This window comes from Mycobacterium sp. 1423905.2 (assembly GCF_001673155.1).
In the GTDB taxonomy this organism is placed as follows: Bacteria; Actinomycetota; Actinomycetes; order Mycobacteriales; family Mycobacteriaceae; genus Mycobacterium.
On record NZ_LZLE01000025.1, the window covers coordinates 22,694 to 44,400 of the forward strand.

The window sequence follows — 21,707 nt, forward strand, 5'->3', positions numbered from 1 at the left end:
TTCGCGGCTAGCCCGTTGCGGCCGCGTTGGCCGCCTCGGTGGCGGCGTACGAACCCGCGCTGCTGGCCAGCGTGCGGACGAACATCTGGTGGATCGCGGCTGCTTGGGCGCTGACTGCCTGGTACAGCTGCGCGTGCGCGGCGAATTGCGCTGCGGTCAACGCCGAAACTTCATCCGCCGCCGCAGGAATCACGCCAGTAGTCGGGCCCGCCACCGCCGCGCTCTGCGCCGTCATCGAGGCGCCGATGTTTTCTAGGTTGCCTGCCGCGGCGGCCAACTCATCCGGTTGTGCAGTCACAAATGACATGCGTTCTCTCCTTCTTCTTCAAGGTTCTTGATCAGTCCGCCGGGATGACGATGATGGTCGCGGTGCTGGCGACATCATCAGCCACCGCACCGGCGGTAGTTCCGGTACCGCTACCGGCGACCGTGCGCACACTGGCGCCCGCTAACGCGCGACCCGCCAAGCTCGCCATCGCCATCTCGCCGAACAAGGCTCCCGGCGGAGCGGCCCCGACGGTTGGTGCAGCAGCCGCACTGGTGCCCGGCAGCATCGACGACAGCGTCCGCATCACCGGGGCCTCCGTGACCCAGCCCTGCGGCACGGATAGGGAGCCGACCAAGGTCGACTGACCCATGGATCCCGTGACTCCGCCCGGGCTCGGACTCACCGAAGAGACATATCCGCCGCGCAGCGGCGCCAGCCCCCCGGCGATCGCCTTGCCGCCGCCGAGCAGTTCGGCGACACCTGGCCCGTTCTGTGCCAAGCCCAGGATTTGCAGGGATAGCAGCCACCAGCCGCCCGGCAAGATGATGCCCCCGATGGGGCTGTATGCGCCGGTGACCGCCGCGAAGAACGGCCTGAGTCCTGCGGTAATGGGATAGATCGCCTCGATGATCGAGCCGACGGGCGTCGCCGCCGCCGTTGGCGCAGCAGCCGCCGGCCCCACGGTTTGCAGCGCATTGGGAACCACACTCATCAATTGAGCCAGCTGGGACTGGATGTCCGAGCCGGTCGCCTGCGCGACCGCAGCCGACTGTCGCGCCACCCCTGAGGGGTCGGTGGTTTGCGGGGGCTCGGTGAAGGGCGTCAGCTCGCTGGCAGCAGCTGAGGAGCCCGCATAGGCGTACATCGCCGCGGCATCCTGTGCCCACATCTCGAGGTACTGCGCCTCGGTGGCCGCGATCGCCGGAGTGTTCTGGCCGAAGATGTTCGTGGCGATCAACGCCATCAGCAGGGCGCGATTGGCCTCGATCACCGGAGGCGGGACCGTCGCCGCGAATGCGGTCTCGTAAGCGACCGCGGCCGCCTTGGCCTGCGTGGCTGCCTGCTCTGCTTGGATCGCGGTCGTGCCCATCCACGCCACGAACGGCGTGGCCGCGGTGGTCATGGAGGCAGCTGCCGGCCCCTGCCATGACCCCACCGTGACGCCCTGGATCGTGGATTCATACGACGCCGCGTTGGAATGCAATTCAGCGGCCAACGCATCCCATGCCGCCGCAGCGGCCAACATCGGCCCGGAGCCCGCCCCCATATACATGCGTCCAGAGTTGATCTCTGGCGGTAACGCCCCGAAGTCCATCACTTACCTCCGGTCCCCTTGGTGGCCGCCATCGTAATCAGGGGTTAACACTTCTGGCCGTAAACCTGGCCGAGCTCATATAAATCTCAAGAGATTTCCCAATGCTGTTCCGGAATAACTGCACGCGTGTCGACCAGCAGTGCGTGCGTCGGCGCTGGATATGGCGGTGCCGACCGACTTTTCCCGTTGGTGCGATTCTCGGTGTGCGTAAGCGGCCTTTGTTTCCGGCAAATATCCAAAGTTAACGGTCTCTGCGGCCCGGATCGACGGACGCCAGGGTTTTGGGCAGCTACGTCAATGGTTCAGCAAAGTCCGCTAGATGAAATAGCGGATGCGGCATCGCATGAGTTTTGCGGCGGCCCTAGTCAGCTCTTGGCGAGCTGGTGTGGGCAATAGTATTTCGCTGAAATGACGGCGAACTCGGCCGCGGCGTCCATGTTGAATGCCGGATTGCGCGTTTTGACGTCGTGCACGAGTTCAAGGCCGGATTCACCATTGTTCAAGCAGGTGCACACCGCTCTGGCTGAACCGATCGCCTGAGCGGGATTGCTGTAAGCGATGTCGGCCGACCGCAGCGCCGCAAGGAAACTCGCGTCGTCACCGCCCGGTCCGTCGTCCGGGTCGGCACACGCCGGCGCGGCGAAGCCGATCGCGGCGCAGATGCCGATGACCGCAACAAGCAGTTTCATGACTCCCCTTCCCGCGCCGGTCGACTGACCGAGTCGCTGCCTATCCCAGTTGCGCATCCGACGGCAGGACTCTCGGCTTGTCGCCTTTGGACAGGTGCACCGCGTGGATGCCGGGTTTCTTCGCCAACTGTTCGAGCAAGCTGTCCAGACCCTCTTGGTCGACGGTGTGGTGCTGGACGCTTTGGGGCTGCTCCGAAATCTGGGCCACCAACCGCTTGAGTTGGTCGGGTGACTTGAGGTCTTTCATGTCTTTGACCGGGGTGAGCCGGGTCCGGGCGCCGGCCCGGGGCAAGACGCTGGGGGCTCCGGCGCCCAGGGCGCTACCTACCATTCCGGCCAGAGACATCGAGCTGAGCAGGCTGCCCTGGCCGAGTTCGGCTGCGGGCACCGCTTGCGGCCCGGCGGCTGACAGCGCCGCTGCCACCGTTTGGATGGCCGGGGTATTGGCAGCCCAACTCGGCGGTGTGGTCAACGCGCCTACCAACATGCCCCGACCGAAGCTCGCCGACGGGTTCGCGGCCGTCGCGCTGGTGAGCCAGCCGCGGCCCCAGTGTGGGGCTCCCAGGCCGGCGCCGAGAGCGTCTTTGGGCAATTCGCCTAGTGCGGCAGCCGATTTCGGGCCGAACTTGAGGAACTGGGACACCGGGAAGTTGATCAACAGTCCGATGTCGTTGAACTGTGTGCTGAACCCGAGCGGAACCTTCACCGCGTTGTACAAAGCCGTGTACGTCGATGCGCCAGCCGGCCCGAACAGGCTGTTGAGCATGCCGGTCACGGTGGTGGTGTAGTCGGTGCTGAGGTTGGCCAGCGTCTGCAGCAATCCCGATATCGGGTCGCCGGCGGCCAGCAGCGACTGCGCAGCGGCGCCCGCCGATTGACCCGCAGCCCCGGCTTGGGCCGCCAGCCCGCCGGGATTGACCATCTGCGGCGGCTCGGTGAACGGCGTCACTTCGCTTGCAGCGGCGGATGACCCGGCGTAGGTGTCCATGGCCACGGCGTCCTGCGCCCACATTTCGCCGTATTGAGCCTCGGTGGCGGCAATCGCGGCGGTGTTCTGCCCGAACAGGTTCGTCGCCACCAGCGACGCCAACTGGCTACGGTTAGCCGCAATCTCTTCCGGCGGCACGTGCGCGGCGAAAGCCGTTTCGTATGCGGCGGCCGCTGCGGTGGCCTGGCTGGCCGCTTGGGCCGCCTGCGCGGCAGTGTCGCTCAACCAAGCCACGTACGGTGCGGCAGCAGCGGTCATCGCCATGGCCGATGGGCCGACCCACGGGCCGGCGGTCAAGGCCGCGATGACCGACGAATAGGAAGCGGCCGTGGACTGCAATTCAACGGCGAGCCCGTTCCAGGCGGCCGCGGCGGCCAACATCGGCCCCGATCCTGGACCGGTGTACATCCGCCCGGAATTGATCTCCGGTGGAAATGCTGCATAGAACATCTCTGCCTACCCTCTGTCTAGAGCGGACGCCGGAAAGGTCTGCGAAAAAACACAATTGGCCGGGCTACCAGTCATCGCGCGTCAGTCCTCCAGCGCCGGGAGGACGAAGATCATGGCTGCGGCCGGATCGGCTTCCGCGACGACGCCGCCCAGCGAGCCGACCGCGACGCCGCCACCTCCGGAACCCGCGGCGGTGGCCCCTAGGGCGCGCCCTGCCAAGCTGGACAGCGCCATCTGCCCGAACACACCAGACTCCGCGGCCAGCGACGAGGTCGGCGCGGCGGCGAGATTGGCCGTCAGCGTCGCGGCGACCGTTCTGATGGCCGGAGCCGCTGTGGTCCAGCCCTGCGGCACTGACAAGCTTCCGACCAGGGCCGCGCGGCCCATTGCGCCCGACGCCGCTCCGCCGACCGACCCGGCAGTACTCAGATGGGGCGTGACCGATTCGGCGATGGGCGCCAAGGCGCCGGTGATCGGTTGCGCGGGGGTGAAGAACGCTTGAAGACCTTGCCCGTTCTGGCCATAGGCGTATACCTGCCCGAAGGACAGGAAGGGACCACCCGGTATCGACGTCCAGCCCTGCAACGAAAACGGCCCGGTGAGGACGGAGAAGATGGAATTCCAGTTCGCCAGGTTGGTCGCCAACCATGGCGGCAAGGACACCTGGGCGATCTGGGGCAACGCCAATCCTGGTAGCAACGACGTCGACCCGGTTGTCGGTGCCGATGCGACGGTCGTTGCCAACCCCTGCAACGCATTCGGCAGCGAGGTGATGAATTGCGACAGCTGCGTGGTGAGGTCCGAGCCGGTCGAGGCGCCGGTGGCCTGTGATACCGCAGCCGCCTGCATGACCGTGCCTGACGTATCGGTGGTCTGTGGTGGCTCGGTGAAGGGGGTCAGCTGCGTCGCGGCCGCCGACGTGGCGGCGTAGGCGTACATCGCGGCCGCGTCTTGGGCCCACATTTCCACGTATTGCGCCTCGGTCGCGGCGATTGCCGGGGTGTTCTGGCCGAGGAAGTTGGTGGCGATCAGTGCCAACAACTGAGCCCGGTTGGCGGCGATTACCGGCGGCGGAACGGTCGCGGCGAATGCGGTCTCATACGCGCCCGCTGCAAGTTTCGCCTGCATGGCCACCTGATCGGCCCGCGCGGCGGTGGCAGAGATCCACGAGACGTACGGTGCGGCCGCGGCGGCCATCGCCATCGCTGTCGGTCCTTGCCAAGAACCGGCCGTCAGGCCCTCGATCACCGATGCGTAAGACGCTGCGGTGGAGTGCAATTCGGCCGCGAGCGCGTCCCATGCTGCCGCGGCGGTCAACATGGGACTTGCCCCTGGACCGGTATACATGCGGCCGGAGTTGATCTCCGGTGGCAGCGCCCCGAAATCCATACGCGTTACCCCTTGTCCCCTCATAACCGGCCAAGCTCGCCGATGAACTAGACGACCGCATGGTTCTTATCTGGTGCGCGCGAATTACGCTATTCACGCCGATTCAGCTGGTATTGCCCCCGTCCCAATGAAACGTATTTTCGACGCGTTCCCACGGTGTGATCCCGGCGTAAACAGCGCGTATCGATGGGTTCACCGCGGCGCCTGCGCCGCTGAGAGATCGTGCTGCTCAGCAAACTTCAGTAAGCACGCAAAGGCGCCTGCTTCGCTGTTCTGGTCTGCGACCGCAGGACGGCAATAACGTGCGTGGCCATAAAGTGCTTTTGCCACGCTCTCGCAGACTTAGCCGAATACAAAATCACGTTCAATTCAGCAATACGCCGGGCCTCGGCCTGCGTGCGGTCAAGCGCAAGCCACTGCACCGAGCGGACAGCTGACGGCCATGCCGCGTTCTCCTACCCGTTACGACCAACGATAGGAGAAGGTGACCGTCGACCGCTGTACTGAGCCTGATCAGTTCCTGCGAGTTCGCTGCCCCGGCCTGTCAACCGGCGGCCGGTGGACGTGCGACGAAGGTCGGTCGAGCACCGTATTGAGGAACCGCGCGACCGTACGGTTGGCTGGCCATACTGCCCAGCGGCACTCCCGGCATGCCGGCCGCGACGGCCGGCGGCGGCGCCACCATGGGTGTCCCGCCCAATGCCGTCCCGATCTGACCTGCCGGCGCGCTAGCCGTCCAGGAAGGCGGTACCGACAGCTTGCCGACGAGCGAGGCGTTGCCCGCACCAGCGGACGTCACGCTGCCCAGCGCAGTCGTCGATGCGAACGGTGCCCACAATGTACTCGCCACACCGGCGGCAGCACTGTCGGTGACGTCACCGGCAACCCCGGAAACTGCCGTCGCGCCAAACAAACTCGACAAGGTGCCGACGGTTGCGCCGGGGGTGAACAGACCCGTCGACGTGATCGTGTTCCAGATGTTTGCATTGGGTCCCCACTCGGCCCAGAAGCTCTCCAACCCGGTGGGCCCCGTGCCAGTCAAGATCAGGTCCGCAACGTCGGACAGGCCCGACGTGCCGTTGGATCCGGACAGGCCTTGTAACGCACTCGGCACCGCGGACATCAATTGCGAGAGGGTGTTCTGCGCTCCACCCGCGGCGGCCTGACTCACCGAGGCGGCCTGGGCAGCCAGGCCGGTGGGGTTGGTCGTCGGCGTGGGCTCGACGAACGGCGTCAATTGCGTGGCGGTCGCGGAGGACCCGGCATAGCCGTACATGGCGGCGGCGTCCTGCGCCCACATCTCCGCGTACTGTGCTTCGGTCGCGGCGATAGCGGGAGTGTTCTGACCCAGGATGTTCGTGGCGATGAGCATCATGAGCTGAGCCCGGTTGGCGGCGACCACCGGCGGTGGAACCGTGGCGGCGAATGCGGCCTCGTACGCGGCGGCTGCCGCCTCGGCCTGGGCGGCCGTCTGCTCTGCCTGCACGGCGGTCGAACTCATCCACGCGACGTAGGGAGCCGCTGCGGCCGCCATCGACGCCGACGCCGGTCCGTGCCACTCCTCACTGGTCAGCGCGGTCAGCACCGAGCCGTAAGACGTTGCGGTAGCACGTAATTCGGCTGCCAAGCCGTTCCACGCCGACGCCGCAGCCAGCAGCGGAGCGGCGCCGGCTCCGCTGTACATGCGCGCGGAGTTGATCTCGGGCGGCAGTGCGGCATAGTTCACTGCGAAAGTCATCGCTGCCCCTCTTTCGGCTAGCTCTCGTTGCAGGAGGGACCCAAACCCGTGGTCCTAACCGTGTTTTCACGCAGCTTCAAGACACGCGTCGGCGCGGCGGACGCGTGTGGCTCAGGGCAGCGGGAAAGGCGTCAGAATGCCGAACCGGCACCGGGGTTGGATCGAGACGAAATGGTCGATCTGGAATGCGGATAATCGCCGGGACTCACTTCGCTCTCACCTCCTGCGGGCCAGGGCATACGGGGATGCCATCGGGGCGCACACGGGATGAGGGCCCGGCGGGATACACCGGGCGCGGCACCCCTCTCGTCAGAGCTTTGGCACCGGACGGCGTATCCGGCTTATCAAGCCGGAAGCCACTTGGGCTCAACCCTTAAGCCGGGAAGAGCTGTCCTGACCCTGGGCGTCTTTCGACGTTCGAGGTCAGTGGCCTGTATCCGAGCGGACGCCTCACCTAGCGAGGTGCATGCAATGGCCATGGTGGCACTGGAAGTTTTTCGAGTCAACTCAGCGCTCGAGCAGGGGCCCTAGTCGTCGCTGCCGATCGCCGTCTGCCGGTCAGCCGGCGGCCGGGGGCCGCGACATGATCGTCGGCTGGAATCCGTACCGCGGGCCACTGCCGAAGCTCCGCGCGTACGGCGCCGGGGTCGGCATGCCGGGAACACCGGGCACGCCCGAGCCCGCTGGCGGGGCGGCGGCCGCGCCGCTCAGGGCCGCGTCGGGCAGTGCGGTGCCGGCATGGTCGGCTACCTCGACGGCCGCCGTCCAACTCGGCGGAACGGACAACCGGCCGACCCAAGCGGCTTGGTTGGTGCCGGCGCTGACTCCGCCCAGACCCGAGCGAGCGACCGTCGCCCCATTCCACGCAACATCGGCGGCGTCGGCGCTCGCGATCGGTGCGGAAGCCGCACCGGTTCCGCCGGTCACTACCGCATTGGTGTCGGCCAAAGCTCCGGTCACGGCGGGCAAGATCTGCGCCGGCGCGGTATATCCGGCCGATACCACGCCATTGACCAGCGTGGAGTTCAGGAAGATCCCGAAGGCGTTGCCATCGTTGCCGTCAAGGAAGTTGAGGATGTCGACCAACAGGCCGGTTTGGGGAATGGCGTCGAGCGGGGAGGCGGCCGCCGGTGAAGAGAGTCCTTGCAGGCTTGCCGGCACCGTCGACATCAGTTGCGGCAACTGGGTCCCGGTGAGGTTGCTCGCCGCGCTGCCCGATGCGTGCGCGACCGCTGCGGCCTGGTTGGCCGGGCCGGACGCGGTGGTGGTCTGCGCTGGTTCGCCGAACGGTGTCAGCGTCGCGGCTTGGGCCGAACTGGCGGCATATTCGTACATTGCCGTCGCATCCTGGGCCCACATCTCGGCGTATTCGGCCTCGGTCGCCGCGATCGCCGGCGTGTTCACGCCCAGGAAGTTGGTGGCCACCAGCATGAGCAACCGCGCTCGGTTGGCTGCCACCACAGCAGGCGGCACGGTCAGCGCGAAGGCGGCCTCATATGCCGCCGCCGCCGCCGCAGCTTGACCGGCGGTGTGCGCCGCTTGCAAGCCTGAGACACTCAGCCAGGTCACGTACGGTGCAACCGCGGCCGCCATCGCCGCCGAGGCCGGCCCTAGCCACCCTTCACTGACCAGCGCCGAGACCACTGATTCGTAAGCCGTTGCAGCCAAATGCATTTCGGCGGCAAGTTCGTCCCATGCCGTCACGGCAGCCAACATCGGCGCCGAGCCCGGCCCGGAATACATGCGCAGGGAGTTGATTTCGGGTGGGAGTGCACCGAAATCCATGGCCTGCACCTCCTTCAGCCAACCGTGATCGTGGTGTTGGCTCGGAAGCCACCTATCGGCCCGGCTCCGATTGCCAACGTCTTAGCTGCCTCCTATCGGTCAGCCGGCGGCAGGTGGGCGGCCCATGATCGTCGGTCGGAATCCGTAGCGCGGCGCATTGCCGAAGCTGTGGCCGTACATTCCCGGTGCCGGCATGCCGGGCACACCGGGCATCCCCGCCGCGGCTTCTGGAACCGCGGCCGAACTGGTCCAGCCACCGCCAGGTGCCGCAGCTCCCGCGTGATTGGCCACCGCGGTCGCCTCCGTCCATGTCTGCGGAACGGACAGACGCCCGACCACCGCCGACTGATTGGTACCGGCCGTCACCCCGGCCGCGCCCACTGCGGCCCCAGTTGTCTCCCCCAGCGGGGGCACGCCGGTGGGGCTCGCCGGTGACCCGGCCGGTATCCACGAAGCGTTTCCTGACCCGGAACCCATGGGCGGTACCGAGGCCCCTTCTTGGGCACCCAATGCGACCGCATTGGTGTCGGCAATGGCCGCCCAGACCGCGGGGGCGATTACCGCTGGGCTGACATAGCCGGCCGAGACGAACCCGTTGACCAGAGACGAGTTCAGGAAGATCCCATAGGGGTTGCCGTCGTTTCCGTCGAGGAAGTTGAGCAAGTCGGCGAGCAGGCCGGAACCCGGGACGGCGTCCAAGGGCGACGCGGCTGCCGGTGCGGCCAGTGCCTGCAGACTGCCCGGCACCGAGGACATGAGTTGCGGCAGTTCGGTTTGGGTGAGGCTGCCGCCGGCGTTGCCGGTGGCTTGAGTAACCGCCGTTGCTTGGCTGGCCTGACCGCTGGGATTGGTCGTCTGCGCCGGCTCGGTGAAGGGCGTCAGTGTCGATGCCGCGGCCGATCTCGCGGCATAGCCGTACATGGCCGCCGCGTCCTGGGCCCACATTTCTCCGTATGCGGCTTCGGTGGCCGCGATGGCGGGTGTGTTTTGACCGAGCAAGTTGGTCGCGACCAATGCGGCCAATTGCGTACGGTTTTCGGCCACCAACGGTGGTGGCACGGTCATGGCATAGGCCGCCTCGTAGGCACCGGCGGCCGCGGCGGCCTGCCGGGCGGTCTGCTCGGCCTGCATCCCGGTGATCGTCATCCAGGTGAGGTACGGCGCGAGTGCCGCCACCATGGATTCCGACGCGGGTCCCAGCCACTCGTCGCTGGTCAACGCCGAGATCACCGTGTCGTAGGCGGCTGCTGTCGAACGGAGCTCAGCGGCCAACCCGTCCCACGCAGTCACCGCTGCCAACAGCGGCGCCGAACCCGGCCCGGAATACATGCGCAAGGAATTGATCTCTGGGGGAAGTGCACCGTAATCCATTGCCGCCCCCTAACCGGCCGTGCCCGTAGGGGCAGCTGTCATGGCCGAAAGCGGCATTGGATTGCTTTGTGTCGCAACGAAAAACATCGGACGTCTCCTTGTCGGATAGTCCGACCCGGCTCGGGCCCGGCCGCTGCGGTGGTGTCAAAGAATTGCCGATCGGACGAGCGCATCTGCGCGACGTGGCTCGGGTACTCTGCGCCAGTCGATTCAGACGGCAGAGGAAGCGCCGTGACCGGATCGGAAGATAACGGTCAACAACTTCGGAATACCACTGCTGATTGGATCAGTTCCGCCCCACCTCCCCGTCGTGAAAGCCCTCAGCCGGGAGTGTCGCGGTGTTCCACGCCGTGCAATGCGGTCGGCTGGCCGACTTTGCCAGAAGCCTTGGTCCACTCATCCGAACTTCAGGTGAACACAGCGTATCCGGCGCTGGCGCGGCATGAAGTGTCTTGGACACAACACATAGAAGGGGCCCCCTGCGGTACCCATGGGTGTCGCTGTCCGTTCGACGCCAATCCTTCACTCGAACCCGGTGTCCTGCAGAAACTGCGGCGCCCGAGGCGCTTTGAGCGTCATGGTGGCATCGCGGCCCAGCAGCGTCAATTCGACTCGCGGCTGTTACGACGAGTTAATAGAAAGACCGGCGTGACCGCCGAGCGAGCCGACCGGGCCGCCGCGGAGCCGGGTCGGCTATGGGTTAGCTACAACCGCCTACCCGCAGCAACTTAGCTGGATCTCTTCTCGGCGACTGCCGCGCTGAGACCTTCGGCCAGGTCTTCGCTGGTCAATTCCTTGAACCGCAGCAGCTGCCGTTCGCTGAATTCCGTCAGGTCGCTGTTGAGCACCGCGTCGAGGTCTTCGTCGTCGAGGCGGAAGCTGCGGTGATCGCGCGCCTTTTCCACCACGTTGCGCACGAAACCGGCGTTACCCAGTGTGTCGATGCCGCGGATCAAGTCGCCGTCTTCGGAGTAGGTTTCGTCGGTATAGAACTTGGTATACGGCTGCAACAGCACCTGGACCGCTTCTTCGGTGATGACGTCTTCGTTCTCGTTACCCATCAACCGGGTCAGCGCCAGCAACTCCTCTGGGGTGTAGCTGAAGAATTCGATGACCGTGGAAAACCGTCGGCGCAGACCTTGGTTGACTTCGAGCATCTTTTCCATGGCCTTGGCATAGCCGGCGCCGAAAACGACCAGTTCGTCGCGGTGATTCTCCATATAAAGCAGCAGCGTATTGATGATGGCGTTGCCGTACGGGTCGCCCTGCTGATAACCCTTCTCGTGCAGGGTGTGCATCTCGTCGAAGAACACCGCGCCACCCAAGGCACCTTCGAGCATTTCCTCGGTGTTCTTCTCCGCGTCGGCCATGTAGCGGCCGAGCAACTTGGTGCGACTGGTTTCCACGACCACCGGCTTGCGCAGCACCGTGAGTCCACACAGTTGCTTGCTGAACGCGCGAGCCACCGACGTCTTGCCGGTACCCGGCGGCCCCAGCAGCAGGGTGTGGCGGGAGGTCACCGGTACTGGCAGGCCCATTTTCGCGCGCGCCAGGTTGACCTTGGTAGTCGACTTGATGAGCTTGATTTCCCGTTTGGCGCGTTCCATGCCCAGCATTGCGTTGAGCTCGGCGTCGCCTTCGGCCAGGTACTTCGCGGCAGCCTCGGCATGGCGAGCGGCCTCGGTCTGGGCGCGACTGGGTGCGCTGTCCGGATCCCACGGATCCGTACGTGCCTCGATGGTTTCCGGGTCGGTGACCACCAGCCGGAAGTTGGGGTTGTCCAGCGCTTCCCGAGCCGGGGTGAATTTCGGATCCCGCGAGTAGACGCGGCGCAGCAATTCGACGCCTTCTTCCTCGCGCCCAACATGGCGCAAGCACATCCCCTGGGTGTACAGCGCGATATTTGCCGCGCCCGGCACCCGGTCACCTTCGATGGCGTCTTGCCCGCGGCGGAAGGCCTCCTCGAACACACCCAGCGAAGCCAGCGCAGTGGTCGCCATGGCCGCACCCGCCGCCTTCAGCTCCGGGTGGCGCCACTGCTTGCCCTCAGGGAACTGCAATAGGACGTCCGGCCACCGCTTGGTGCGGAAGTACAACACACCGCGCACGTACTCGACCAACTCGGCATCGAAAGGATGCCGCGGTTCGGCGGCGTTGAGCAGGTCGGCCGCCTCCTTGTACCGCTTGTTCTCGGCGAGCACGGCGGCATAGCCGCAGGCCAGCGAGTCAACGCTGGTGATGGCGAGCTTCAGGAACAGCCCGTCGGAGATCTCGGGGCGGAACTGCAGGTCGCTGACGCCCAGACGACGCGTTTCCCATCCGAAGGTCCGTACTGCCGACCAGGCGCCGGAGAGCACGTCGAGGCTTTGCTCCCCGGCGAAGATGCGAGCCAGCCAGGCGTCGCACATCGCCGGATCCAGTGTGGTGGCGGTGGCGAACATCTGGGCGGCCACTTGCGAATTGTGGCTGGGTTGCAGTCCGTTGACCGATATTCCGGACGCCAGCAAGCCGGCGACCATCGCATTGCGGGCGTCTTCAGCGGCTGATTGGGCTCGAGTCATTGCCCCGCGGAGCTTAATGCATGCTCCGGCTCATGACCTACGGGCAGCTCGAGTTCATCGTGGTCTCTCAGTTCCCGGCTCGGGACGACGAGCTGAGGACGCGTCGTCGGAGCCGGAAGGCTGGCGCGAACCGCTGCCAGCTGCCGAGCGGTCAACCGGTTGAGACCGGACCCGACTTCCCTGGGCAGCCGGCCGTCACTGTGATAGCGAACCCAGGCCGACAACACCGGACGGCCGTTGTCACTGGTCAGCCGCAGCGTCAGAACCGTGGCACCGACTTCCTGGGTGTCGGATTGCCAGAGCTGAGCGATCGTTTCGGAGTCGATGTGGTCCGGCGTCACCCAGAAGCTGGTCGCATACCCGTTGAAGTGCTTGAGGTGACGCCAACCCGGACGACTCCACGTGGGCTCCAGGTCGACCAGCACCGCGCTGTCCACCTCGGCCAATTCGTCGGCGGTCAGCGCTCGGGCAGCGCAGTCTTGCCGGTCGAGGTCCTGTACCAGTCGCTCGGTCGCCGCGACCAGTGTCGAGGCCAACGAGTCACGGCAGAGCACGGCAGAGATGTTGCGCTGCGGGTCCATCCGCAGCACCAACCAGGTGCGGCGGCGATTGGCGGCGGGCTGATCGCCCACCACGCCCCACTCTTCGGGTCCCCACTCCTCTAGCGAAGCCGACGCCTTGGCCGCTTCCGCGCCGCCGCGCACCTGGACCGAGACGATGTCGATGGCGTCGAGCTGGACGTCGAACTGACGCAACCCGTCGGCCACCGCCGCGATCGGCAGAACTGCGGATCCCGCGGTGCGGTGCCGATGCCGACCGGCGGGGTCGCCCTCACCGTCGCCCACCTCGACGACGCTCACCAGCAGGCCCTTGTACTCCCGCACGCCCACCGCGTCCCGGCCGAACCGACGCTTGAAGTCCTTGGCCGGGGTGCATCCGGCGCCCAGGGCGGTACCTGGATCGGCGGACCGGTCCCAGAGCCAGCTAGCCAGCCCGGAGGTCACCGTGATCCCGTGATAGGTGACCAGCGACAGCAACGTCACGATTGCCGCCAGGCCGACACCGACCCAAAACGCGATGCGGTTGGGACCCTGCCAGGACTCCGGGGCGTGACTGGCCAGCACCAGGATGACCACGTCGACCAGAAAGACGGTGGTCAGCCGTGGCCAGGACAACGACAATCCCAATTTCCGCTGCGCCTTCATCGTTGTTTCCGTGATCGCCGCATCAAACTCGCCGTTCCGAACACCGCACCGCCTATCAGTAATGCTCCGGTCAGTCCCCCGGCCGCAATCCACACCGGCAACATGTTGCGCGGGGGTGGCGGCTTCGGCAGGCCCAGCGGCGCCGACAGTTGCTTCGGCGGCGTCGCCGGTCCCTGGGGTACATCCCAGGTCAGTGCCGCCACCGGGTCGACGACACCGTATCCGATTTGGTTGTCTACGCCCCGCGCCGGCGCCCGTGCCGTGCGGATCAGTCGATTCATGATCTGGTACGCCGACAGTTCGGGGAACTTCGCGCGGACCAGCGCGGCCACACCCGACACGACGGCAGCCGAGAAGCTCGTTCCAGACGGGACCAACAACGAGTTGTCCGGGCCGTCGATCGCGTTGATCAGGCCGTCGTCTCGAGGCGACAGCCCCATGACATCGGTTCCGGGCGCGGAGATCGACACCCAGGGGCCCGCGACACTCGACTGCGCCATCGGCTGGCCGCTCGCGTCGACCGCGCCGACGGTCAGCACATAGTCGCTGAACCACGACGGTGTCACGACCGTCGTGACGGAGTTCCAGTTGCGTGGGTCGTTGGGCGACAGCGGGTTGAACGGCGGATTCTGCTTGCAGTCCTTCTTGCTGCTGTCCCCGGCCGCGGCCACGATCAGCGCGTTCTTGTCGACCGCGGCATAGCGGACGGCCGCGCCGAGGACACGTTGATCGACGATGTTGCGGGCGCTCATGCAGGTCACGTCGGAGATGTTGATGATCGAAGCCCCCATGTTGGCGGCGTGCACGATCGCGCGCGCCATCGTCTGGACGCTGTCGATCTTGGCGACCGTCTGCGGGTCCTCATCGCCGGTGTAGGCGTCCTTGAGCCCGAAGGCCTGGCTGGACTGCCGGATCGAGATGATGTCGACGTCCGGAGCGATGCCGCTGAACGCGTCGGCTGCCGGCCCGGTCGTCGGACTCGGCGCCGGCGCCGGGGGTGCCGGTGGCGGCGGTGAAGGCGCCGGGTCACGCGGGCGCGGATTGTCCACGCCGACGATCTGGCGCCCGCCGGAGTAGCCGGGTATGGTCACCGTCCCCCTGCCGTGGCTGGCCGCGGGCGGGTTGCCGGGCCCGGGCGGACCGGGCGGAGAACCAGGTGGCGCCCCCTCCGACGGGGACGGCGGCGGCGGTGCGGGAATGACCGTCACGGTCGTGTTCGGCACCGGGGAAAGCGTGATTGTTTGTGGCGGTGGCGGCTTCTCGGTCGTGGGAATCGTCACCGGCCGGCGCGGCGCCGCCGGCGGGGCGACCGCGCCGTTGGCCGGCGACGCGCCGATCATCGACGCCACGATGGTGCCGTGGGCGTCGCAGTCCGACAGCCCGTCCCCGCCGGCCATGACGTAGTCACCGCCGGGGAGCAGGTGCGCGAAGCGCGGGTGCGGTGTCACACCGGTGTCGATGACAGCGACCCGAATCCCGGTGCCGCGCCCGAACTGCCACGCCTCGGACAGGTTCAGCATGTCCATGTACTTCGGCTGCAGCCGGAAGTCGGTACCGGGCAGAACTCCCACTTCGGTGCAGTAGGAGTTCTGCTTCATCGGCGCTACTGGACCGGGCGGGCTGTCTGGCGGCAGCGCGCCCGGGTCAATCGTCGGTGGAGATACGGCATACGCCGGCGGCAGACCGGCCAATGCACCTGAGGCCAACAGCATTGCGGCGACGGTCGCGGTGGTTACGCGACCACGCCACAAGCTGCTGCTACCGGTACCTAATCGCTGCATAGACGTTCATCAACCACAATGCCAGCGGGAAGATCGGCATGAGGCAGAGGTACTCGATCCATTCCACGAACTTGCGGAACAGCGGGCTGTAGATCGTGTTCGGCACGACCGCGGCCGCGGTCAGACCCGCCGCCGGCAGCAGCACCAAGACCGCCGCGACGATCGACACCGACAGCGGTGAGGACAACACCAAGGCGTAGCGCACGCACACCGCGGCCACGATGATCACGGCGGTTGCGGCCAAGGTGATCGACTGCCAGCGGTCCACATACGACCGTCCGCGCAGCATCAGGAAGCCGGCGCAGAACCCGGCCAGGAGCAACGGCAACCAGCGCTCGTTGGTGTGCGGGTTGCACAGGGCGGACAGCGAAACCACCATCAGCACCCCGAGCCCTACCAGCAGGCCGCTCAAGAAGGAGCGGGCACGCTCGGCCTGTAGCAGCACGTCGCGCACCGAAGCGGGGCCTTCCAGCACCGGCGGACCACCGTCAGTGCGTACCACCGTGGTGGGCAGGTCGGGTCGCGCCTCGAAAACCCACCGGCTGGTAGCCGACGGAAACACCGGCAACCGGATGCCCGCCAGGCGGCGCGCCAGCGCCGGCGCGGCGTGGTAGAGCAACACCGAGACCAGCACCAGGGTGCACAGCATCGTCACTGCGCTGGTGGCGGCGACCATTCGGGCCACACTGGCCAGGGTCGTCAGTAGGCCCACGGTCACGATCGCGGTGTAGATCGCCAGTCGGCGACCGGTGAACCGCAGTGCCAGCGCAGCGGAGATGGTCAGCACACCGAAGCCGAGGACGGCTTGAGGCGAACCGACCGGACCGGGCGGTGCCGCGGCGGCCGCGACGGTGACCGGCGCCAGCGCGCTGAACAGCATGATGTCGGCGACTCGGCGGTCCGCATCGGTCTTGGCGCGCATCAGCAGCAGGAGCGCAACCCCCAACACCAACACGCCGATGACGGCGGTGGCGATGGTGGGCAGCCAGGAGTTGTGGTGCCAGCGCCACCAACCCAGCACGCCGGAGGCGAGCACCACGCCGGTCGCCACCATCGAGGCACCGACCTGCACCGCGACGACTGGGTCGATGGCAGTGAACCGCTTGCTCAGGTCGGCCGCGACGGCGGTCGAGATGTGCTCGATGACCTGCGACCGGTGTTCGGTGTCGCTGATGAACCGGATCCACAGCCGGTCACCGTCGTAGACGTCTTGTTCGGTCAGCGACTGGGTGGCCCGCAGCGGCGTGCCGTCAACCAGGCACAGCGCCCAGCGGCCACGTCCGGTGGCCTCCAGCGGGGTCTCACCAAGCTCCCTGAGTCGGCTGTTGACCACCTTCAGCAGCGGCTCGGTCATCACCGAAACCGGCGCATTGGAGTCCAGCAGGACGCCAATCTGAACGCCTTCGCCGGCCATGATGCCGATGACGACTGCTCGGGGCGACGAAACGCCCTCAAGATCGGTCTGTGGCGCATCAACTACTGCGGTCACCGTCCTGCACCCCCTGCCAATGTGACTGCCATTAAGAAACCTTCATTCTGGCCATTCAACCGCCGGCGAAGTGCTTTCGGTTGGCCCGCCGAGTCGCCCAAGGTGTCACAACCCCTTGGGAGCTGCGGCTCGACTGAGTCCGATTCCATTTGCCTCGCCTCGCGACTAATAGTTGTTGTTGACCCTGTTTTTGGTATTGCAGCCGATTCTAGAGCAATTCGGCCGGTTCGCATCTCGACTGCATTTATTCTTCGAAGTCGTTGTGACACAGCGCTTTTGGCGACCAACGGTCACACCCTGCTGTGCGTTTTCCATTCTCCATAGGGCAGCGTGTCCAAAACGGTCTTCACACCGACTTGCACCAGTTGCGGAGTAGCCGGACAAATGGCGAGCCACGCTTCACCGGACCCGGCCGTGCGCGCCTGCTGGTAAAGAGCGATACGCCCGCCCGATCCATCCTTGAGGGACAACACCGACGCGCTGGGTCCCTTGGCGTCGTCGCGGTATTGCCGCGCGTACACCGCAACTTCGGCAGCTGGATCAGAAAGGGCTTGTCCCAGCGCCGCGACGGTGGAGGCGCTGATCCCCATGCGGCGCAGATCGCCGCCGGAGAAAACGTTGAAACCGGACTCCTGCCAGGACTTCGTCGCCTCGAGCATCTCCTCGAGGGGCACGTTGACGGCGTTGATCGCGGCGGGATCGGCGTGGTGGATGGACTCCAAGCCGTCGAGCACCAGCGCGGCGATCGAGGCGCTGTCGGTGACGGAGACGTCGTCGACGGTGATGTCGTTACCGACTCGGACGGCCGACACCCAATGCTGACCACGCCGGGCCAGCACGACCCGGAATTCGTTGTCGGGAATGTCGCGGGAGCCGGGCGGCTGGTTCTCGTCCTCGACCACGCCGTAGAGCAACTTCCCCCGCGACAGCAGCGCCACGACCTCTAAATCGGGCGCGGCAAGCACCTTCATCCGCGCGGCAACGTGCTCGTTGACGGCGTCACCGACGACGATGCCCTGTTCCCGCATGACCGCCATGCCGGGATGCTCGTTGAGCCAGTCGTTGTTGTCCGTGGATACGTACGGCCGGCACCGCAATTCCGGTGCGACGTGCCGGATATCCAGGAGCGCCTGGAGCATCCAGAAGCCGTCGACGTTAACGGTGATATCGGTACGGGTGCTCTGCTGGTCCATCCCTGCCTCAGATGTTGACGTGCCTGATAACTGCAGGACACGGCAGCACACCGGATGGTGTGCTGCCGCGCCTGAAGTTCGGTTTTAGGCCCAGCTGGAGCCGACGGCGCTGTCGGTTTGCGCCATGTTGCTGCCGGCGGACTGAACCTTCTGGCCGTGCTGGTTGGCCTGCTCGTAGATCACCTGGAAGTTGCGACCCAACTGGGTGATGAATTCCTGGCATGCCACCGAACCGGCGCCGCCCCAGAAGTCACCGGCAGCCAGCACATCGCGAACGATGGCCTGGTGCTCGGCCTCCAAGTTGGCGGCCTGTGCGCGGATGAGAGCGCCGTGGGCGTCCACATCGCCGAACTGGTAGTTAATGGTCATATCGATGTTCTCCTATGGTCAGAAAGCGTACGCAGCTGTGGCTTTGGAAGCTAGCTGCTGAGGATTTGCTGGGAGGCCTGCTCTTGCTGCTCGTAGTTGTTGGCGTCGCGGATCAGTCCGTCGCGCACCCCGTGCAGCATGTTGACAATGTTGCGGAAGGCCTGGTTCATCTGGCTCATGGTGTCCAGCGAGGTGGCCTGGGCCTGGCCGCTCCAGCCGGCGCCGGAGATGTTCTGCGAGGACGCCCACATGCGGCGGGCCTCGTCCTCGACGGTCTGGGCGTGCGTCTCGAAACGGCCCGCCATGTCCCGCATCGCGTACGGGTCGGTCATAAAGCGTCCAGCCATGCTGGTTTCTCCTTAGTTGTTGGTGCTTGAACTGTTGTTACGGACGCAATGGCCGGATCGGCTGCGCGGTGACACAACCACCGACCGAGAACTTCGGCTGATTCCCCCCTTCCGTCAGCCGGCGGCCACCGGGTCTTGCATGTTCAGATACACGTCCAACCCAAACCGCGCCGTCCGAGTTGACGAAGAACTCTCGAGACTCCGGCTCACAGCGCGATTGAGCTGTGGCGGAGTCACCGGCCGGTGGGAGGTTGCCGCAGAGCCCACGCCCGTCGCCAATCCGTCCCGAGCCGCTGTATTGCCTTAGCCGGCAGCGGCTGCGTTGGCGGCCTCGGTTGCCGCGTACGAACCGGAACTTGTTGCCAGCGTGTTGACGAACATCTCGTGGATCGCCGCGGCCTGCGCGCTCACCGCCTGATACATCTGTGCGTGCGCCGCAAACTGGGCGGCGGTCAGCGCTGACACCTCGTCGGCCGCTGCGGGCACGACCCCGGTCGTGTGGGCGGCCGCCGCCGCGTTCTGGGCACTCATCGTGGTGCCGATGCCCTGCAGGTTCCCCGCCGCCGCCGCCAGAGCTTCCGGCTGTGTGGTCACGAACGACATGCTGTTTCCTCCCTCAGATGTTCCCCAGCATCGCTCTCAGCCAAGAGAGTAGATGACTGCCTGGTCCCAAGCTGGCCTCGATGGCGCCTGTTAGCATTTGTTCACTCGACGGCACGACGAATTCACTTGGTGTAACGACACAGTAACAGCGTTGGCCCAGGTTAGGGGCCTAGCACAGTCACTCCACAGCATTTGGGTGCACTCGTTTGCCGCAGGTGACCGTCGAGGTCTCGTTGAACGGCATATTTCGGGCACTTGAACCGTCTGCCGGAAAAAATCTCGCGGCGGGAAATGTCGACACGACGCAGGTGGACGTGTGTGTGGGGGGACACCTATATATACGCGGCTCTCGACGTGGCCGGCCGTCGGTGGGCGTGGCATGCCTATGACCCAGGAATGGCGCCCTTGTGGCGCGGGCAGTATGCGTCGATGCTGGCGCCGACGAAGAAGCCGGAATGGTAAGCGGGCATACTGCTGCTGTTCAGCACGTCGTTCGCGACGTCGGTCGCAGACATGCCGTTGTCCAGTTTCACGCACACGAAATGACCGGCCTCGATTGCGTGTGCGCCGGAGACGTGGTCGGTGATGCCCTCCGAGCGCAGGCTGGCCAGGAACTTGTCGTCGGTCGCGTCGGCGTGAGCGGTGCCGACCGCGAGCGGGCCAAGAGATGCGACCAGGACCGCCGCTACGACAAGGCGTAAAGACATTCCAGAGGCTCCCGAAGAGAATTCGTCATCGCCATTGCCAGCGCCATCCCACCTCGCTGGCTGGCTGCCTACATCTCGATTGTTCCGACCGGCGCGCTGCAGATCCACCTTGGCCAGCAGCTGTACATGCGTTGTTTACCTGGCAGCCACGTTGAGCCGCGAATGGCAACGCGCTGTCCGAATGATGTTGAGCCCGTTGTTGATGGCAGTTAACGTCTGAGTCGTCGGGATGTCACTCGACGTTCAGAGTCACTGCCTGGTCGGTCCAGCGGTGGTATGGAGCGGGCTGGGTCAGGTAGAAGAATCTCATGCAGGATCCGCCCACCGAATTCGACCCATCCGCACTTCGAGAGGCGATGGCGCGGCGGTTATATCGCCGATCCATCGCCGCTGGGCACATCACAGTGCCTGCGGTTCCCGCCATGATCGATGAGTACATGAAGATGTGCGACAACATCTTCGCGAGTGTGGGCGCGCAACAGACCACCGACGAAACCGCCCAGTTGCGAACGATGTTGGAGACGGAATTGGCGCGGGCCTACGCAGCATCGCAACGTTCGAACATCGTCATCTCCTACCATGCTCCGTTCGGGGTGGGGATGAACTATCGCGTCCAAGCCGAATGGCTCAGCGTCGCAGGTGATTACGACACCTGGGTCGCTTCTCGCGAGGGTCCGCTGTTCGGCACGGAGGCGGACGCGCGGGTGTCGGGGCTGGCCGCGCAGGCGCCCGATCCGGCCGATTATCGGGTGTTGGATATTGGCGCCGGAACGGGACGCAATGCTCTGGCGCTGGCCCGGCGCGGCCACCCGGTCGACGCGGTGGAGATCACTCCGAAGTTCGCCGACATCATTCGGTCCAGCGCCGAACGGGAGTCACTCGACGTGCACGTCATCGAAAGCGACGCCTTCGACACCATGGACGGGGTCCGGTCCGACTACCAGTTGATCGTGGCCTCGGAAGTAGTGCCGGAATTCCGGACGAGCCAGGAACTACGTGGCGTATTCGAGCTGGCCGCCGATTGTTTGGCGCCCGGCGGGCAGCTGGTGTTCAACGCATTCTTGCCCCGCGCGGGCTATGTTCCCGACAGCGCCGCAGTAGAACTCGGGCAGCAATGCCACACAATGATCTTCACTCGCGATGAGGTGACGCGTGCGGCGGCTGAGTTGCCACTGCGGCTGGTCGCCGACGATTCAGTCGTCGAGTACGAAGAGGCTCATCTGCCGCAACACGTTTGGCCGCCGACGAACTGGTTCGTAGGTTGGGCCAACGGCCTCGACGTCTTCGATGTCGAGCCCGGACAATCGCCGATCGAGTTGCGCTGGCTCGTCTTTCAGAAAGTGCATTAGGGAGTGCGCGAAAGCGACGCCGCTGCCGTGGTGCGGCAGCGGCGTCGCTTTCGCGTCTCGTTAGGTTTTCGATTCCTCGGGCTCGTACTGCGGGCAGTAGATTTCGATGG

18 protein-coding genes and 1 riboswitch are annotated in these 21,707 nt (G+C 65.8%); of the genes, 1 reads left to right on the forward strand and 17 read right to left on the reverse strand.

Translation table 11 applies throughout. The features are described from left to right. Positions 1 to 7: 7 nt before the first annotated feature. From A9W95_RS01615 to A9W95_RS01695, 17 genes are all read right to left on the reverse strand, one after another. Positions 8 to 307 (reverse strand): PE family protein, encoded by a 300-nt coding sequence (locus tag A9W95_RS01615; RefSeq protein ID WP_067408901.1) that lies wholly within the window; start codon positions 305 to 307, stop codon positions 8 to 10. Between the two features lie 31 nt (positions 308 to 338). After that, positions 339 to 1,583 carry a PPE family protein gene (locus A9W95_RS01620; protein ID WP_067408902.1) on the reverse strand — a complete coding sequence of 415 codons (1,245 nt, stop codon included), beginning with the start codon at positions 1,581 to 1,583 and terminating at the stop codon, positions 339 to 341. A gap of 365 nt (positions 1,584 to 1,948) precedes the next feature. Then, positions 1,949 to 2,272, reverse strand: coding sequence for a DUF732 domain-containing protein (locus A9W95_RS01625; protein WP_067408903.1), 324 nt, complete (start codon positions 2,270 to 2,272; stop codon positions 1,949 to 1,951). Between the two features lie 40 nt (positions 2,273 to 2,312). Then, the gene (locus A9W95_RS01630) at positions 2,313 to 3,710 is read right to left on the reverse strand and encodes a PPE family protein (RefSeq protein ID WP_067408904.1); all 1,398 of its coding nucleotides are present in this window, start codon (positions 3,708 to 3,710) and stop codon (positions 2,313 to 2,315) included. Positions 3,711 to 3,791: 81 nt separating this feature from the next. Beyond that, on the reverse strand, positions 3,792 to 5,099 hold the full coding sequence (locus tag A9W95_RS01635; protein WP_067408905.1) for a PPE family protein: 1,308 nt from the start codon (positions 5,097 to 5,099) through the stop codon (positions 3,792 to 3,794). Between the two features lie 544 nt (positions 5,100 to 5,643). After that, complete coding sequence (locus A9W95_RS01640; protein WP_067408906.1) at positions 5,644 to 6,837, reverse strand: PPE family protein; 1,194 nt, start codon at positions 6,835 to 6,837, stop codon at positions 5,644 to 5,646. Positions 6,838 to 7,131: 294 nt separating this feature from the next. Continuing rightward, positions 7,132 to 7,306: riboswitch (M-box (ykoK) riboswitch) on the reverse strand. 89 nt (positions 7,307 to 7,395) lie between these two features. Then, positions 7,396 to 8,622: a PPE family protein gene (locus A9W95_RS01645; RefSeq protein ID WP_067408907.1), complete on the reverse strand. Its 1,227-nt coding sequence runs from the start codon at positions 8,620 to 8,622 to the stop codon at positions 7,396 to 7,398. A gap of 99 nt (positions 8,623 to 8,721) precedes the next feature. Beyond that, positions 8,722 to 9,993, reverse strand: a complete 1,272-nt coding sequence (locus A9W95_RS01650; protein ID WP_067408908.1) for a PPE family protein — start codon at positions 9,991 to 9,993, stop codon at positions 8,722 to 8,724. Positions 9,994 to 10,721: 728 nt separating this feature from the next. After that, entirely contained in the window at positions 10,722 to 12,554 is a 1,833-nt protein-coding gene (eccA, locus tag A9W95_RS01655) for a type VII secretion AAA-ATPase EccA (protein ID WP_067408909.1), read from the reverse strand. Then, positions 12,551 to 13,759, reverse strand: a complete 1,209-nt coding sequence (eccE, locus tag A9W95_RS01660; RefSeq protein ID WP_067408910.1) for a type VII secretion protein EccE — start codon at positions 13,757 to 13,759, stop codon at positions 12,551 to 12,553. The genes eccA and eccE overlap by 4 nt, the downstream gene beginning before the upstream one ends. Beyond that, positions 13,756 to 15,540, reverse strand: a complete 1,785-nt coding sequence (locus A9W95_RS01665) for a S8 family serine peptidase (RefSeq protein ID WP_067408911.1) — start codon at positions 15,538 to 15,540, stop codon at positions 13,756 to 13,758. The genes eccE and A9W95_RS01665 overlap by 4 nt, the downstream gene beginning before the upstream one ends. Then, on the reverse strand, positions 15,518 to 17,029 hold the full coding sequence (gene eccD, locus A9W95_RS01670) for a type VII secretion integral membrane protein EccD (RefSeq protein WP_067408912.1): 1,512 nt from the start codon (positions 17,027 to 17,029) through the stop codon (positions 15,518 to 15,520). The genes A9W95_RS01665 and eccD overlap by 23 nt, the downstream gene beginning before the upstream one ends. A 290-nt stretch (positions 17,030 to 17,319) precedes the next feature. Then, a complete protein-coding gene (locus A9W95_RS01675) occupies positions 17,320 to 18,222 on the reverse strand; it encodes an ESX secretion-associated protein EspG (RefSeq protein WP_067408913.1) in 903 nt (300 codons plus the stop codon). A gap of 84 nt (positions 18,223 to 18,306) precedes the next feature. Continuing rightward, positions 18,307 to 18,591 (reverse strand): WXG100 family type VII secretion target, encoded by a 285-nt coding sequence (locus A9W95_RS01680; protein ID WP_067408914.1) that lies wholly within the window; start codon positions 18,589 to 18,591, stop codon positions 18,307 to 18,309. Positions 18,592 to 18,641: 50 nt separating this feature from the next. Then, positions 18,642 to 18,938, reverse strand: coding sequence for a WXG100 family type VII secretion target (locus A9W95_RS01685; RefSeq protein ID WP_067408915.1), 297 nt, complete (start codon positions 18,936 to 18,938; stop codon positions 18,642 to 18,644). A gap of 303 nt (positions 18,939 to 19,241) precedes the next feature. Continuing rightward, positions 19,242 to 19,541 carry a PE family protein gene (locus A9W95_RS01690; RefSeq protein WP_067408916.1) on the reverse strand — a complete coding sequence of 100 codons (300 nt, stop codon included), beginning with the start codon at positions 19,539 to 19,541 and terminating at the stop codon, positions 19,242 to 19,244. A gap of 383 nt (positions 19,542 to 19,924) precedes the next feature. Continuing rightward, complete coding sequence (locus A9W95_RS01695) at positions 19,925 to 20,248, reverse strand: DUF732 domain-containing protein (protein WP_067408917.1); 324 nt, start codon at positions 20,246 to 20,248, stop codon at positions 19,925 to 19,927. Between the two features lie 308 nt (positions 20,249 to 20,556). On the opposite strand from A9W95_RS01695, the gene A9W95_RS01700 reads away from it, so the two are divergent. Then, complete coding sequence (locus A9W95_RS01700) at positions 20,557 to 21,597, forward strand: bifunctional 2-polyprenyl-6-hydroxyphenol methylase/3-demethylubiquinol 3-O-methyltransferase UbiG (RefSeq protein WP_067408918.1); 1,041 nt, start codon at positions 20,557 to 20,559, stop codon at positions 21,595 to 21,597. Positions 21,598 to 21,707: the final 110 nt, after the last annotated feature.

Coding starts and splice junctions, on each gene's coding strand:
- A9W95_RS01620 (WP_067408902.1), bottom strand. CDS start 1,583: ATGGACTTCGGGGCGTTACCGCCAGAGATCAACTCTGGACGCATGTAT.
- A9W95_RS01650 (WP_067408908.1), bottom strand. CDS start 9,993: ATGGATTACGGTGCACTTCCCCCAGAGATCAATTCCTTGCGCATGTAT.
- A9W95_RS01625 (WP_067408903.1), bottom strand. CDS start 2,272: ATGAAACTGCTTGTTGCGGTCATCGGCATCTGCGCCGCGATCGGCTTC.
- A9W95_RS01680 (WP_067408914.1), bottom strand. CDS start 18,591: ATGACCATTAACTACCAGTTCGGCGATGTGGACGCCCACGGCGCTCTC.
- eccE (WP_067408910.1), bottom strand. CDS start 13,759: ATGAAGGCGCAGCGGAAATTGGGATTGTCGTTGTCCTGGCCACGGCTG.
- A9W95_RS01630 (WP_067408904.1), bottom strand. CDS start 3,710: ATGTTCTATGCAGCATTTCCACCGGAGATCAATTCCGGGCGGATGTAC.
- eccA (WP_067408909.1), bottom strand. CDS start 12,554: ATGACTCGAGCCCAATCAGCCGCTGAAGACGCCCGCAATGCGATGGTC.
- A9W95_RS01640 (WP_067408906.1), bottom strand. CDS start 6,837: ATGACTTTCGCAGTGAACTATGCCGCACTGCCGCCCGAGATCAACTCC.
- A9W95_RS01635 (WP_067408905.1), bottom strand. CDS start 5,099: ATGGATTTCGGGGCGCTGCCACCGGAGATCAACTCCGGCCGCATGTAT.
- A9W95_RS01615 (WP_067408901.1), bottom strand. CDS start 307: ATGTCATTTGTGACTGCACAACCGGATGAGTTGGCCGCCGCGGCAGGC.
- A9W95_RS01700 (WP_067408918.1), top strand. CDS start 20,557: ATGCAGGATCCGCCCACCGAATTCGACCCATCCGCACTTCGAGAGGCG.
- A9W95_RS01675 (WP_067408913.1), bottom strand. CDS start 18,222: ATGGACCAGCAGAGCACCCGTACCGATATCACCGTTAACGTCGACGGC.
- A9W95_RS01695 (WP_067408917.1), bottom strand. CDS start 20,248: ATGTCTTTACGCCTTGTCGTAGCGGCGGTCCTGGTCGCATCTCTTGGC.
- A9W95_RS01690 (WP_067408916.1), bottom strand. CDS start 19,541: ATGTCGTTCGTGACCACACAGCCGGAAGCTCTGGCGGCGGCGGCGGGG.
- A9W95_RS01685 (WP_067408915.1), bottom strand. CDS start 18,938: ATGGCTGGACGCTTTATGACCGACCCGTACGCGATGCGGGACATGGCG.
- A9W95_RS01645 (WP_067408907.1), bottom strand. CDS start 8,622: ATGGATTTCGGTGCACTCCCACCCGAAATCAACTCCCTGCGCATGTAT.
- A9W95_RS01665 (WP_067408911.1), bottom strand. CDS start 15,540: ATGCAGCGATTAGGTACCGGTAGCAGCAGCTTGTGGCGTGGTCGCGTA.